This window comes from Actinoallomurus soli, assembly GCF_024055715.1.
GTDB classification, from domain to species: domain Bacteria; phylum Actinomycetota; class Actinomycetes; order Streptosporangiales; family Streptosporangiaceae; genus Actinoallomurus; species Actinoallomurus soli.
Genome location: NZ_JAMXMV010000001.1, coordinates 687,549 through 700,955, shown reverse-complemented (window position 1 = coordinate 700,955; position 13,407 = coordinate 687,549). Strand labels below are relative to the sequence as shown.

Annotated in this window: 12 protein-coding genes; 8 read left to right on the top strand and 4 right to left on the bottom strand. The window is 73.5% G+C overall.

Annotated elements, in window-relative coordinates; translation table 11 throughout:
- Positions 1–24 precede the first annotated feature (24 nt).
- Positions 25–771: a FadR/GntR family transcriptional regulator gene (locus NDW01_RS03260; RefSeq protein ID WP_252816400.1), complete on the bottom strand. Its 747-nt coding sequence runs from the start codon at positions 769–771 to the stop codon at positions 25–27.
- Between the two features lie 169 nt (positions 772–940).
- Here NDW01_RS03260 and NDW01_RS03255 point away from each other — a divergent pair, with 169 nt between their 5' ends.
- Genes NDW01_RS03255 through NDW01_RS03225 form a run of 7 tightly spaced genes read left to right on the top strand, consistent with a single transcriptional unit; the run spans position 941 to position 9,294 of the window.
- The gene (locus NDW01_RS03255) at positions 941–2,545 is read left to right on the top strand and encodes an ABC transporter substrate-binding protein (protein WP_252816398.1); all 1,605 of its coding nucleotides are present in this window, start codon (positions 941–943) and stop codon (positions 2,543–2,545) included.
- Between the two features lie 34 nt (positions 2,546–2,579).
- Positions 2,580–3,539 (top strand): ABC transporter permease, encoded by a 960-nt coding sequence (locus NDW01_RS03250; protein ID WP_252816396.1) that lies wholly within the window; start codon positions 2,580–2,582, stop codon positions 3,537–3,539.
- Positions 3,536–5,575: a dipeptide/oligopeptide/nickel ABC transporter permease/ATP-binding protein gene (locus NDW01_RS03245; protein WP_252816394.1), complete on the top strand. Its 2,040-nt coding sequence runs from the start codon at positions 3,536–3,538 to the stop codon at positions 5,573–5,575. The genes NDW01_RS03250 and NDW01_RS03245 overlap by 4 nt, the downstream gene beginning before the upstream one ends.
- Positions 5,572–6,588 carry an oligopeptide/dipeptide ABC transporter ATP-binding protein gene (locus NDW01_RS03240; RefSeq protein ID WP_252816392.1) on the top strand — a complete coding sequence of 339 codons (1,017 nt, stop codon included), beginning with the start codon at positions 5,572–5,574 and terminating at the stop codon, positions 6,586–6,588. Before NDW01_RS03245 ends, NDW01_RS03240 begins: the two co-directional genes overlap by 4 nt.
- Entirely contained in the window at positions 6,585–7,541 is a 957-nt protein-coding gene (locus NDW01_RS03235) for a dihydrodipicolinate synthase family protein (protein WP_252816389.1), read from the top strand. The genes NDW01_RS03240 and NDW01_RS03235 overlap by 4 nt, the downstream gene beginning before the upstream one ends.
- An 8-nt stretch (positions 7,542–7,549) precedes the next feature.
- Complete coding sequence (locus NDW01_RS03230) at positions 7,550–8,605, top strand: ROK family protein (protein WP_252816387.1); 1,056 nt, start codon at positions 7,550–7,552, stop codon at positions 8,603–8,605.
- Positions 8,602–9,294, top strand: coding sequence for a putative N-acetylmannosamine-6-phosphate 2-epimerase (locus tag NDW01_RS03225; protein WP_252816386.1), 693 nt, complete (start codon positions 8,602–8,604; stop codon positions 9,292–9,294). Before NDW01_RS03230 ends, NDW01_RS03225 begins: the two co-directional genes overlap by 4 nt.
- 156 nt (positions 9,295–9,450) lie before the next feature.
- Here the strand turns inward: NDW01_RS03225 and NDW01_RS03220 are convergent, their stop codons facing one another.
- Complete coding sequence (locus NDW01_RS03220) at positions 9,451–10,416, bottom strand: alpha/beta hydrolase (RefSeq protein WP_252816385.1); 966 nt, start codon at positions 10,414–10,416, stop codon at positions 9,451–9,453.
- Between the two features lie 224 nt (positions 10,417–10,640).
- Between NDW01_RS03220 and NDW01_RS03215 the strand changes: the two genes are divergently transcribed.
- Positions 10,641–11,051, top strand: coding sequence for an STAS domain-containing protein (locus NDW01_RS03215; RefSeq protein WP_252816383.1), 411 nt, complete (start codon positions 10,641–10,643; stop codon positions 11,049–11,051).
- A gap of 235 nt (positions 11,052–11,286) precedes the next feature.
- Here NDW01_RS03215 and der read toward each other — a convergent pair whose 3' ends face one another.
- Together der and cmk are read right to left on the bottom strand one after the other, a co-directional pair.
- Entirely contained in the window at positions 11,287–12,663 is a 1,377-nt protein-coding gene (der, locus tag NDW01_RS03210; protein ID WP_406567678.1) for a ribosome biogenesis GTPase Der, read from the bottom strand.
- Positions 12,660–13,388, bottom strand: coding sequence for a (d)CMP kinase (gene cmk, locus NDW01_RS03205; RefSeq protein ID WP_252816381.1), 729 nt, complete (start codon positions 13,386–13,388; stop codon positions 12,660–12,662). The genes der and cmk overlap by 4 nt, the downstream gene beginning before the upstream one ends.
- Positions 13,389–13,407: the final 19 nt, after the last annotated feature.

Genomic DNA, 13,407 nt, shown 5'->3' with positions numbered 1-13,407 from the left:
AGGTAGGCGCGAGGCCGGGGGCCGTCAAGCCCCCGCGCCACCGCGGGCCGTACCCAGGCGGGTGCGGATGCCGTGGAAGTGCGCGGCCATCGCCTCGGCGGCGGCCGCGCAGTCCCCGGCGACGAGCGCGTCGTAGATGTCGCGGTGCCGCTGCGCGACGTCGGCCGCCTCCTGCCGGACGGGCGCCAGGTCGTGCTGCAGGCTGCGGTAGACGTCCCAGAACGCCCCGAGCAGCTGGTTGACGATCGGATTGGCGAGCGGCCGGTAGAGCAGCTCGTGAAAGAGCCGGTCCGTCTCGGGGGTCACCTCGCCCGCCTCGGCCTCGGCCTCCATCCGGCGCATGACCTCGTCCAGCTCGGACGTGTCGGACGCCAGGCCGCGGTCGATGACCTGCTCGACCAGGCCGCGCTCCAGAACCTCGCGGACGTCGACCAGATGGGCGAGATCGTCGCGGCCCTGGCGCTTGGACATGCGGGCGTGAAAGGTCAGCTCATCGACCAGCGCGCTGAGCGACATGCTGCCGACGTACATCCCGAAGCCGTGCCGGATCTCCACGATGCCGACGGCCTCAAGCGCCTTGAGCGCCTCGCGTAGCGAGTTGCGGCTGATGTCCAGCTCATCGACGAGTTCGAACTCGGTCGGCATCGGGTCGCCGGCGGCGAGGCCGCGCTCCAGGATCAGCTGCTTGATCCGCTGCTGCACCTGCTCGGTACGGCTGCTGCGGCCGCTGCGGCCGCGCGTCGCGCGCCCCCGAGTCCGAGCTGCGGTCATTCGGTTCACACTCCCCATCACGTCGGTTGCCCGCGGCCCGCCACTTGACCCGGCCGCTGCCGGAGCCTACGGTACACCCCACGAAGGATGTTGGATGTCCTACATCCCCTCTGACCTGCGGTCGCCTATTCTGCGACCCGCCCCTCTCCCACTTCCTCCAGGAGACGACGTGACCGATCTCCAGCCGGGACGCGGTCTGCACCGCCGCGACTTCCTGCGCTATTCCGGCCTGCTCGGCGCGGCCGCCGCGATCACCGCCGGGGTGTCCGCGTGCGGCGGCCCCTCCTCCACCGGCTCCGGTGGTTCCGGCGGTTCGGGCGGTTCGAAGGACACGATCCAGGCGGCCCTCGCCTACGCGCTGTCGGGCGGCTTCGACCCGATGACGTCCTCCAGCGCGGTCGCCGTCGCCGCCAACTTCCACGTGCTGGAGTCGCTCGTCGATCTCGACCCGGTCACCCGGCGGCCTTACAACGCGCTGGCCAAGGCGGCGCCCGTCAAGGTCGACGACACGACCTACCGGGTCGCGATCCGCGACGGCGCCACGTTCCACGACGGGTCGAAGGTCACCGCGGACGACGTCGTCTTCAGCTTCGAGCGGGTCCTGGATCCGACGAACGCCTCCCTGTTCGTGCAGTTCCTGCCGTTCCTGGACGGCGTGAAGAAGGTCGACGACAGCACGGTCGAGTTCGCCCTCAAGTACGCGTTCGCGCTGTTCGCCGAGCGGCTCGCCGTCGTACGGATCGTGCCGAAGAAGATCGTCCAGGCGGACCAGAAGAAGTTCGACGCGCTGCCGGTCGGGTCCGGCCCGTACCGGCTGACCGCCGCGAGCGCCACCAACGGCCTGTCGTTCGCCAAGTACGACGCCTACAACGGGCCGCGCCCCGCGAAGGCCGCCAGGATGAACTGGCTCCTGCTGGCCGACCCGTCCGCACGGGTCACCGCGCTGCAGTCCGGACGCGTCCAGGCGATCGAAGCCGTCCCGTACCTCAACGCCGACGAGCTCAAGAGGTCCGCGACCGTCGAGGCCGTGCAGAGCTTCGGCCTGCTGTTCCTGATGTTCAACTGCAAGGCCAGGCCGTTCGACGACGTGCGGGTGCGCCAGGCGCTGCACTACGCCCTCGACACCGACAAGCTGATCAAGACCGCGCTGCTCGGCAACGCCGCCGCCGCGACCAGCTTCCTGCCCTCCGCTCACCCCGACTATGTCCAGGCCTCCACCGTCTACGGCTACGACCCGGCCAAGGCCAGGCAGCTGCTGTCCCAGGCCGGCGTCAGCGGCCTCAAGGTCGAGCTCGTCACCACCGACACCGACTTCGTGAAGGACTGCGCGCCGCTGATCAAGCAGAGCTGGGACGCGATCGGCGTCGCCACCAGCCTCAACATCGGCCAGTCCGGCGGGCAGTACTCCAACCTCGTCGACACCGGCAAGTACCAGGTCATGGCCGCGCCCGGCGACCCGTCGGTGTTCGGCAACGACGTGGACCTGCTGATGCGCTGGTTCTACGTCGGCACCTGGCCCGAGCACCGCAGCTACAACGCCTCGACCCCCGAGGCCAAGAAGGTCGTCGGCCTGCTCGACCAGGCCGCCCGCGAAGCGGACGACGCCGCGCGCAAGAAGCTGTGGGGGCAGGCCATCGACATCGTCGCCGAGCAGGCCGCGCTGTACCCGATCCTCCACCGCAAGCTCGACACCGGCTGGAAGGCCGACAGGCTGCCGGGCTTCCGGCCGATGGCGACCACGGGGCTGTCGTTCCTGAACGTCGGCCGCGCCTGACCGTCCCGGGCCGCGAAGAAGGGACTCCACCCGGATGGCAACGATCCTGCGCATGGCGCTGCGACGGCTGCTGACCCTCGTGCCGATGGTGCTGGGGATCACGCTGTTCGTGTTCGTCGTACTGCGCTTCTCCCCCAACGACCCCGCCTACAACGCGCTCGGCGAGGGCGCGACGCCCGAGGCGCGACACGCGTACGCGGTCGCGCACGGGCTCACCGACCCGCTGCCGGTGCGGTACGTCCGATTCCTGGGCGACCTGCTGCACGGGGACCTGGGGCTGACCGCGCCGCCGAGCCGGCCGGTCACCAGCGCGATCGGGACGGCGTTCCCGCTCACGCTGCAACTGACCCTGCTGGCGGTGCTCTTCGGTGTGGTGTTCGCCGTGGTCCTCGGCGTGACCGCGGCGCTGTTCCGGGACCGCTGGCCGGACCAGGTCATCCGGGTGTTGTCCATGGCGGGCGTCGCGATGCCGTCGTTCTGGCTCGGCATCCTGCTGATCCAGTGGTTCGCGCTGCGCCTCGGCTGGTTCCCCACCGGCGGGTACGTCAACCCCGGCGACTCGGTCGGCGGCTGGCTGCGCAGCCTCGCGCTGCCCGCGCTCGCCGTCGGCTTCCCGGTCGGTTCGCTGCTGGCCCGTGTGGTGCGCACCGCGATGGTCGAGGAACTGGACCGCGACTACGTACGGACCGCGATCGGCGGCGGGCTGCCGCGCTTCGTCGTAGTCGGCCGCAACGTCCTGCGCAACGCCCTGATCACTCCGCTGACCGTGCTCGGCCTGCAGATCGGCTACCTGCTCAGCGGCGCCGTCGTAGTCGAGGCGATCTTCGGGCTGCCCGGCCTCGGCACCCTGATCATGCAGGGCGTCACCGCCGGTGACCCGGCGCTGGTGCAGGGCGTCGTGCTGTGCATCGCGCTGACGTTCCTCGTCGTCAACCTGCTCGTGGACGTGCTGTACCTGTTCGCGAACCCCCGTCTGAAGGGAGCGACGCGATGACCGCGAAGCCGCATCCGGCGGCCGCCCTGCTGCGGGGATGGCGGCGGCTGCGCCCGGCGTCCCGCACCGCGCTGGCGGTACTGCTGCTGATCATCGTGACGGCGCTGGCCGCGCCGCTGATCGCCGGGCACGACCCGCTGACCACCGGGGTGGCCGGGCAGGGACCGTCCGCCGACCACTGGTTCGGCACCGACCGCGTCGGCCGCGACGTGTTCGCGCGGGTGCTGTACGGGGCGCGCTGGTCGCTGGCGATCGGTCTCGGCGCGGCGGCGCTGGCGCTGGTCGCCGGCGCGCTGCTCGGCTCGATCGCCGCGACCGCGCACCGCGTCGTCGACGAGGTCGTCATGCGCTGCCTGGACGTGATCATGGCGTTCCCTGCGGTCGCGCTCGCGGCCGTGCTCGTCACCGTGTTCGGCAAGAGCCTGCCGGTGCTGATCTGCACGATCGCATTCCTGTACGTCCCGCAGATCGCGCGGGTGGTGCGGGGCAACGTGCTGTCGCAGTACGGCGAGGACTACGTCGCGGCGGAACGCGTCATCGGCGCCGGGCGCGGCCACATCCTGTGGCGGCACGTCCTGATCAACTGCGCCGCGCCGATCCTGGTGTTCTGCACGATCGTCGTCGCCAACGCGATCGTGTTCGAGGCGAGCCTGTCGTTCGTGGGCGCGGGCGTCCAGGACCCCGACCCGTCGTGGGGCAGCGTCATCGCGTACGGCAAGGCCCTCGTGCTGGCGGGCGGCTGGTGGGCGACCTTCTTCCCCGGTCTGTTCATCCTCGCCACGGTGCTGGTGCTGAACGTCCTGTCCGAGGGCGTGTCGGACGCCTGGGCCGCCCCGGCCGCCCGGTCCGGCTCCGACGCGGACACCGCCGCGGGCCCGGCCACCGGAGCCGGGGCGGGCACCGCTGCGGAGTCCGAGGCCGCAGCCGACGCCGAGGAGGACGTCCGGCCGGCCGCGGCCGCCGCGGCGGCGTCGGCCGCGCGGATGGACGACGATCTCCGCGAGGCCGGGCGGCGGCTGGCCGGACGGGCCCGCCCCCTCCCCACGGGTGAGCCTCTGCTGCGCGTCGAGGACCTCACCATCGGCTTCCCAGGACGGTACGGCGGCGTCGACGTGGTCGACCGGGTGTCCCTGGAGGTACGGCCCGGCGAGGTCGTCGGGCTCGTCGGCGAGAGCGGCTGCGGCAAGAGCCTCACCAGCCTGGCCATCATGGGGCTGGAGCCGCCCGGCGCACGGATCGGCGGGCGGCTGCTGTTCGACGGCCGCGACCTGCGCGCCATGCCGGCCCGGGAGCGGCGCGGACTCCTCGGCCACGACATGGCGATGGTCTACCAGGACGCACTGTCCTCGCTGAACCCGGCGATGACGATCCGCGCCCAGCTCCGTCAGTTCACCCGGCGCGGCGGCACCCGTACCCCCGCCGAGCTGCTCGGACTCGTCGGTCTCGACCCGGACCGTACGCTGCGCAGCTACCCGCACGAGCTGTCGGGCGGGCAGCGGCAGCGGGTGCTGATCGCGATGGCGCTGTCCCGCGACCCCCGGCTGGTCGTCGCCGACGAGCCGACGACCGCGCTGGACGTCACCGTCCAGGCGGCGGTCATGCGGCTGCTGCTGCGGCTGCGCGCCGAACTCGGATTCGCGCTGATCCTCGTCTCGCACGACCTGGCGCTCGTCGCCGACGTCACCGACCGCGTCGTCGTGATGTACGGCGGGCAGGTCGCCGAGGCCGGCGTCACCGCCGAGCTGATCGCCTCCCCCCGGCACCACTACGCGCGCGGCCTGCTCGGCGCGGTCGTCTCGCTGGAGGCGGCGGGCGAGCGGCCCGTGCAGATCCCCGGTGTCGTCCCGTCACCGGCGCGCTTCCCGGCGGGCTGCCGGTTCGCCGACCGATGCGCCGCCGCCACCGACCTGTGCGCCACGACCCGTCCCGAGGCGTCCGGCGAGCCACACCGGCACGCCTTCGCCTGCCACCACCCGATCGGCGCACCCGCCGATCCGTCCGGCCAGGTCCCGGCCACGGCGGGAGGACCGCGATGAACGAGCCCCTCATGGAACTGCGCGGCGTGCACGTACGGCTGCCCGTACGCGGCGGGAACCCGCTGCGCCGTGACGTGGTGCACGCGCTGACCGGCGCCGACCTCGCCATCGGGCGCGGCGAGACGGTCGGGATCGTCGGTGAGTCCGGCTGCGGCAAGTCCACGCTGGCGAAGGTGCTGGTCGGGCTGGCCCGGCCCACCGAGGGAACGGTGCTGTTCGAGGGCACCGACCTCGGGCCGCTGCGGTCCCGTGAGCGCGCCGTGCGGCTCGGCGCGTCCGTCGGGATGGTGTTCCAGGATCCGGCCACGGCGCTGAACCGGCGGCTGACCGTACGGGCGATCCTGCGGGACCCGCTCGACGTGCACCGACGTGGCACGCCCGCCGAGCGCGACGCGCGGGTCCGCGAGCTGATGTCCCTGGTCGGCCTGCCCCCGCACCTCGCCTCCGCGCTCCCCGGCCAGCTCTCGGGCGGGCAGCGGCAGCGTGTCGCGATCGCCCGCGCCCTCGCGCTCGACCCCTCGCTCCTGGTCGCGGACGAGCCGACCTCCGCGCTCGACGTATCGGTTCGGGCCCAGATCCTCAACCTTCTGCTGGATCTGAAGGACCGGCTCGGGCTGTCGATGGTGTTCGTCTCGCACGACATCCAGACCGTACGGCGCATGTCCGACCGGGTCGTCACCATGTACCTCGGCCGGATCATCGAGGACGCCCCGGCCTCCGTCGTCGCCGGCGGCGAAGCCCGTCACCCGTACACCCGGGCGTTGCTGTCCGCCACACCCAGCCTGCTCGATCCGATGGAGCCGATCCGGCTCGAGGGGCCCGTCCCGTCCGCCGTCCATCCGCCCAGCGGATGCCCGTTCCGTACCCGCTGCTGGCGCGCCACCGACGAGTGCGGCGCCGCGATGCCCGGCTTCACCACGGCGGACGACGCCGCGCACCGGTACCGCTGCCTGCACCCGGTCACCGGACCGTCAGACCTCGCCCTTTCCAGCGTTTCCCAGGAGATCCCGTGACCGCCGCTCCCCCCGAACCCACCGGAACCGCACCGGCGCTGTGCGGTGTCGTACCGCCCGTCTGCACGCCGCTGACCCCCGAACTGGACGTGGACGTCCCGTCCCTCGAACGGCTCGTCGACCATCTCGTCGGCGCCGGCGTGGACGGACTGTTCGTGCTCGGCTCCACCAGCGAGGTCGCGTTCCTGCCCGACGCGCACCGCCGTACGGTCCTGGAGACGGTCGTCAAGCACGTCGCCGGGCAGGTCCCGGTGCTCGCCGGCGCGATCGACATGACCACCCTGCGGGTGATCGAGCACGCGCGGGCCGCCGCCTCGATCGGCTGTGACGGTGTCGTCGTCACCGCGCCGTTCTACACCCGCACCCATCCGGTGGAGATCGAGGCGCACCTGCGCCGGGTCGCCGCCGCCGTCCCGGTTCCCGTCTACGCCTACGACCTCCCGGTCTCGGTGCACTGCAAACTGGACGCCGCGATGCTGCTCCGGCTGGCGTCCGAGGGCGTCCTCGCCGGCGTGAAGGACTCCAGCGGCGACGACGCCGGGCTGCGCGGGCTGCTCGTCGCGCTCCGCGACGCGGACACCGGCGGGTTCAGCGTCCTGACCGGCTCCGAGCTGACCGTGGACGCGGCGCTGGCCATGGGCGCCAACGGCGTCGTCCCCGGCCTGGGCAACGTCGACCCGGAGGGTTACGTCCGCCTGTACCGGCTCTGCCGCGCCGGGCGCTGGGACGAGGCCCGCGCCGAGCAGGAGCGGCTGATGCGCCTGTTCGACATCGTCAACGCGGGCGCGACGGCCCGGATGGGACGCGGCTCCTCGGCGCTCGGCTCGTTCAAGGCCGCTCTGCACCTGCGCGGGGTCATCGACTGCCCGGTCACCGCGCCGCCGCAGATCCAGCTGGACGCCGCGGAGGCCGAGCACGTCCGCCGCGTCCTGGCCGCCGCCGGGCTGCTGTGAACGGCCCGGTGTTCGCCGCCCTGGACGTCGGTGGCACCAAAATCGCCGCCGCGCTGGTGGACGAGGATGGAACGGTCCTGCGGCGCGACCGGGTGCCGACGCCCCGCGAAGGCGCCGACGCCGTGCTCAGGGCGGCGGCCCGCCTGCTGAACGACCTCAGCGGCACCACCGACCACGACCGACGCGACGCGGCGGACCGCGGCCGGGACGGCGTCACCCCCTACGGGCGAGACGGCGCAGCCGACCGCGGCCGAGACGACGCGGCCGTCCGCCGGCCCGGCGGTGCCGCCGGCCGTGGGCTCGGTCGTACGGCCGTCCGCGGCCTCGGCGTCGGCGCGCCCGGAGTGGTCGACCCGGCCACCGGACGCGTCGTCTCGGCCACCGACGTGCTGCCGGGCTGGGCGGGGGCGGACGTCCGCGGAACACTCGCCGCCCTCACCGGCCTGCCCGTCACCGTGGTCAACGACGTCCGGGCCATGGCCTACGGCGAGGCACGGGCGGGTGCCGGCGCGGGGCACCACCGCGTCCTGCACGTCTCGGTCGGGACCGGTGTCGGCGGCGCCCTGACCGTGGGCGGGCGCCTCGAACACGGGGCGCACGGCACGGCGGGGGAACTCGCTCACCTGCTCGTTCCCGAAGAAGGGCCGATACCGTGCGGCTGCGGTCGCCGCGATCACCTGGAGGCGGTGGCGTCCGGCCCCGCCATCGCCGTCACCGGCGACACGCCCCGCGCCGGGGCGCTGCTGGGGCGTGCGCTGGCCGGACTGCTGGCCGTCCTGGACCCCGACGCCGTCGTGATCGGTGGCGGAGTCGCGCAGATCGGCGCGCCGTTCCTCGACGCCGTCACCACCGCGTTCCGTCACGAGGCGCTTCCGCCGCTGCGCGCGACACCGATCCTCCCCGCCCGGCTGGGCACGGACGCGCCGCTGGTCGGCGCCGCCCTGCTCGCCCACAACGCCCTGCTCGCTCACGACGCCCTGCTCGCTCACGACGCCCTGCTCGCTCACGACGCGCCGCCCACCCCCGCCGCCGAGACCGCCACGTCCCCAGGGAGCCTCCGATGAACGCCGAGACCTTCGCCGCCGCCGTGACGGGCCGGCTGGTCGTGTCCTGCCAGGCTCCGGACGGGCACCCGCTGCGCGACACGGGCACGCTGGTCCGGATGGCCGAGGCCGCGGTCGGCGGAGGCGCCGCCGCGATCCGCTGCGGCGGGGTCGGCGGAATCCCCGACGTGGCCGCGGTCGCCGCCGCCGTGGACGTCCCCGTCATCGGCCTGACCAAGGACGGCGCGGAGGGCGTCTACATCACCCCCACCGTCGAGGCGGCCCGCGCCGTCGTCAGGGCCGGCGCGCAGGTCGTGGCGGCCGACGCCACGTTCCGTCCGCGCCCGGACGGCCGGCCGCTCGCCGAGTCGATCGCGGCGGTCCACGCGGAGGGCGCGCTGTTCATGGCGGACGTGGCGACGGTGGAGGAGGGCGTGACCGCCGCCGAGGCGGGCGCCGACGCCATCGCCACCACTCTGTCCGGCTACACCGCGCCGGGCCCGCTGCCCGAAGGTCCCGACCTGGGACTCGTACGGGCGCTGCGCCGCAGGCTCCCCGACGCGCTGATCATCGCCGAGGGTCGATACCACTCGCCGGAGACCGCGGCGGCCGCGATCCAGGCGGGCGCGAGCTGTGTGGTGGTCGGTACGGCGATCACCGATCCACGCTGGATCACCACCCGGTTCGCCGCCGCCGTCACGGCGTCATGACCCGATCGGCGGCACGCGCCCGGTCAGCGGTGCCTCCGGCCGTTCTGAGTCGGCGAGGCGCATAGATCGGCGATGCCTGACGGCGTTCCGAGGCCGGTCGGCGGCGCTCGCCGGCCGGCGATGCCTCACGGCGTTCCGGCCCCGGTCCGCGGCGCCTCACGGCGTTCTGACCCCCGTGAGCAGCGCGCGCAGGTCGGTGGCGGCCTGCCGCGCCGCGCGGTCGGCCGACGCCGACACGCCGCCCAACCCGAAGAACCCGTGGTTGAGGGTGGCCCACTGACGGTGCACGACGGGCACCCCGGCGGCACGCAGCGCGACCGCGTAGGCGTCGCCCTCATCGCGCAGCGGGTCGAAACCCGCGGTGTGGATCACGGCGGGGGCCGCACCGGTGTGGTCGTCCGCGCGCAGCGGCGACACCCGCCAGTCGTCGCCGCGCCCGGGCGGGCGGTACAACTCGGCGAACCAGCGCATCCCCTCCATGGTCAGCCCGTACCCTTCGGCGCGCTCGGCCCGCGACGGGTAGCGCGCGTTCACGTCCGGATCGGCGTATCCCCCCGACACGTCGGTGACCGGGACGACCAGCAGCTGCCCGGCCAGTTCGACCCCCTCGTCGCGGCAGGCGAGGGCGACCGAAGCCGCGAGCTGGCCGCCGGCGCTGTCGCCGGCCACGGCGAGCGGCCCGCTCCGGCCTCCGGCGACGTGCAGCGTCGCGGCGAGGCAGTCGTCGAACGCCGCTGGGAACGGGTGCTCGGGCGCCAGCCGGTAGTCCACGCCGATCACCGTCGCGCCGGCCTCCACGGCGAGCCTGCGCATGTGCTGGAGATGGGTCCGCAGGTCGCCGGCGATCCAGCCGCCGCCGTGGAAGAACACGACCGTGGCGTCGCTCCGTACGGGCGGCTCGGTGACACGCGCGGGCAGTGGGCCGGTCGCCGTCTCCAGGACGGTGTCGTACTCCGCGGACGGGACCGGCGGATCGGCCAGCAGCGCGCGGGACCGTTCGTTCACGGCCCGCGAGTGGATCCGCGCTCCTCGCACCGAAGTGTCGGCGGCGGTGGGATCCGCGGCACGCCGCCGCAGCCATGCGGCGATGTCGGGGTCGAACGCGCTCTCATTCACCGGCATACCCTCACCTCGGACGTAGGATATCCAACGTCCTTCAACTTAGGCCACCCCGCTGAATGGACGGTCGCCCACAATACCGGCGTAACCGCAGGCCAGAGGGCATCGAGGGTTTCATCCACTCATTCCGGGTACATGGATAGTCCCGACACAGCGCTTCTGACTGACTGTCATCTCGTCAGTTGCGGTGTCGCCCCGTTCCCGGCCAGCCGTGAGGTGGAATCTCGATGCGACATCTGTCCACGGTCGATCTCGAGGTGGAGCAGGTCTCCGGAGTGACCGTCGTCCATTTCCCGGAAGAGGTCGACGTGGTCAACGCCGCGGCGATCCGGGAGCGCGTGCTCCGGCTCCTCAACAGCGGCGTGACGGAGATGCTCCTGGACCTGACCGGCACGAGGTTCCTCGACTCGGCGGGCATCCACATCATCGTGCGGGCCCACGGCCGCAGCACCGCCCTTCGGGTCCCCCTGTCCGTGGCGATCCCGGAACAGGGGAACGTACGCCGGGTCTTCGACCTCACGGGCCTGTCGCGGCTCGTCCCCACCACGGTCGGACTGCCCCGGCGGCTCGGCGCGGTCGCGCCACGGTCGTGCTCGACCGCCGGTGTACGCGGGCGCGGGCGCAAGCCACGACGGTGACGCCGACGGCGCGGCGGCCGAGCCCGGCCGGGTTCGGCCGCCGCGCCCGAGCTCCGGAAGAGCCGGGTGGGCGGCGGGTCGCCCGAGCGAATGAGGCCGGCGGCGCCTCCGCCGACGCGGCCGCCACACCTGCGGCGGCGGGACGGCGGATCACCCGAGCGGGTGGGCCGGCGACTCCGCCGACGCCGCCGCATCTGCGGCGGGACGGCGGGTCATCCGAGCGTGCAGGCCGGGCTCACTTGCGCGGGCGCTTCTCCCGGATCTTCATGCTGATCTCGATCGGGGTGCCCTCGAAGCCGAAGTCCTCGCGCAGCCGCCGCTCGACGAAGCGGCGGTAGCCGACCTCCAGGAACCCGCTCGTGAACAACACGAACCTCGGCGGCTGCACGCCCGCCTGCGTGGCGAACAGGACCTTGGGCTGCTTGCCGCCCCGTACGGGGTGCGGCCGGGCGGCGACCAGGTCCGTCATGAACGAGTTGAGCCGGGCCGTCGGCACCCGCTCGCCCCAGCCCGCCAGCGCCGTGTCGATGGCCGGAACCAGCTTCTCCACGTGCCGGCCCGTACGGGCCGAGATGTTGACGCGCGGCGCCCAGCGGGCGTGGTGCAGCTGCCGGTCGATCTCACGGTCCAGGAAGTGGCGGCGCTCCTCGTCGACGAGGTCCCACTTGTTGTATGCGAGGACGAGCGCGCGGCCGGACTCGATCACCATGGAGATGATCCGCAGGTCCTGCTCGGCGAGCGGCTCGCTGGCGTCCACGAGCACGACCGCGACCTCGGAACGCTCCAGCGCCGAACGCGTGCGCAGGGTGGCGTAGAAGTCGGCGCCCTGGGACTCGCGGACCCGGCGGCGGATGCCGGCCGTGTCGATGAACCGCCAGGTCTCGCCACCCAGCTCGATGAGCTCGTCGACCGGGTCGCGGGTGGTGCCGGCGACCGAGTCGACGACGACGCGGTTCTCCCCCGCGAGCTTGTTGAGCAGGCTCGACTTGCCGACGTTGGGCCGCCCGAGCAGCGCGACGCGCCGCGGACCGCCCGCCGCGCCGTACGTCTCCGGCGGCGCCTCCTCCGGCAGGGCCTCCAGGACGGCGTCGAGGAGGTCACCGCTCCCCCGCCCGTGCAGGGCGGAGACGGGGCGCGGCTCGCCGAGGCCGAGCGACCACAGGGCGGTCGCGTCCGCCTCGGCCCGGGCGTCGTCGACCTTGTTGGCGGCCAGGACGACCGGCTTCTTGGCGCGCCGCAGGACGTCGGCGACGGCCTCGTCGGTGTCGGTCGAGCCGACCGTGGCGTCGACGACGAACAGGACCGCGTCGGCGGCGTCCACGGCGAGCCGCGCCTGGTCGGCGACGGCGGCCGCCAGGCCCTCGGCGTTCGGCTCCCAGCCGCCCGTGTCGACGACGGTGAAGCGCCGCCCGCTCCAGGTGGCGTCGTACGCCACCCGGTCCCGTGTCACGCCGGGGACGTCCTCCACGACCGCCTCACGGCGGCCCAGGATGCGGTTGACCAGGGTGGACTTGCCGACGTTCGGCCGTCCGACGATGGCCACGACCGGCGGCGGCGCGACGTCGTGCTCGATGGCGACGTCGATCGCCTCCGCGTGCTGGAACTCACTCACTCGTCTCGCTCCTCGTGGGGCGGCTCACCCGTCAGGGAGCGCGCCGGTGATGCCGAATCGCCGTCGGCTGCGGCGAGGTGCTTGCGCGCGATGCGCAGGACCTCCTCGATGACCTCGTCGAGGCCGAGGCTGGTGGTGTCGACCTCGATCGCGTCGGCCGCCTGCGCGAGCGGGTCGACCTTGCGGGTGGAGTCGAGGTGGTCGCGGCGGGCCAGGTCGGCCTGCGTCGCGGTGACCGTGGCACCGGTGAGCTCGGCGTTGCGGCGCTGGGCTCGTGCCTCGGCGCTCGCGGTGAGGTAGATCTTGACCTGGGCGCCGGGGGCGACGGCGGTGCCGATGTCGCGGCCCTCGACGACGATGCCGCCCGCGCCGATGATCTCTCGCTGCAGGGCGACGAGCCGCTCACGGACGGCGGGCACGGCCGCGACGGCGCTGACCGCGCCGGTGACCTCCGAACCCCGGATCGGGCCGGACACGTCGACGCCGTCGACCGTGATCGTCGGCGCGGCCGGGTCGGTGCCGGAGGCCAGCTCGGGCTCGCCGGCCCGGGCCGCGACCGCCGCGGGGTCATCGACGGGGACGCCCGCGCGCAGCATCCACCAGGTCATGGCGCGGTACATCGCGCCCGTGTCGAGGTAGCGCAGCCCGAGGGCGCGCGCCACGCCCTTGGAGACGCTGGACTTACCCGACCCGGAGGGACCGTCCATGGCGATGACGAGCGTCACGTTCGCTTCCTTATCTGCC

Excerpts from the sequence above, each read along its gene's own strand:
- NDW01_RS03225 (WP_252816386.1), top strand. The coding sequence starts at position 8,602 with ATGAACGCCGAGACCTTCGCCGCCGCCGTGACGGGCCGGCTGGTCGTG.
- NDW01_RS03245 (WP_252816394.1), top strand. The coding sequence starts at position 3,536 with ATGACCGCGAAGCCGCATCCGGCGGCCGCCCTGCTGCGGGGATGGCGG.
- NDW01_RS03250 (WP_252816396.1), top strand. The coding sequence starts at position 2,580 with ATGGCAACGATCCTGCGCATGGCGCTGCGACGGCTGCTGACCCTCGTG.
- NDW01_RS03240 (WP_252816392.1), top strand. The coding sequence starts at position 5,572 with ATGAACGAGCCCCTCATGGAACTGCGCGGCGTGCACGTACGGCTGCCC.
- NDW01_RS03260 (WP_252816400.1), bottom strand. The coding sequence starts at position 771 with ATGACCGCAGCTCGGACTCGGGGGCGCGCGACGCGCGGCCGCAGCGGC.
- NDW01_RS03220 (WP_252816385.1), bottom strand. The coding sequence starts at position 10,416 with ATGCCGGTGAATGAGAGCGCGTTCGACCCCGACATCGCCGCATGGCTG.
- NDW01_RS03215 (WP_252816383.1), top strand. The coding sequence starts at position 10,641 with ATGCGACATCTGTCCACGGTCGATCTCGAGGTGGAGCAGGTCTCCGGA.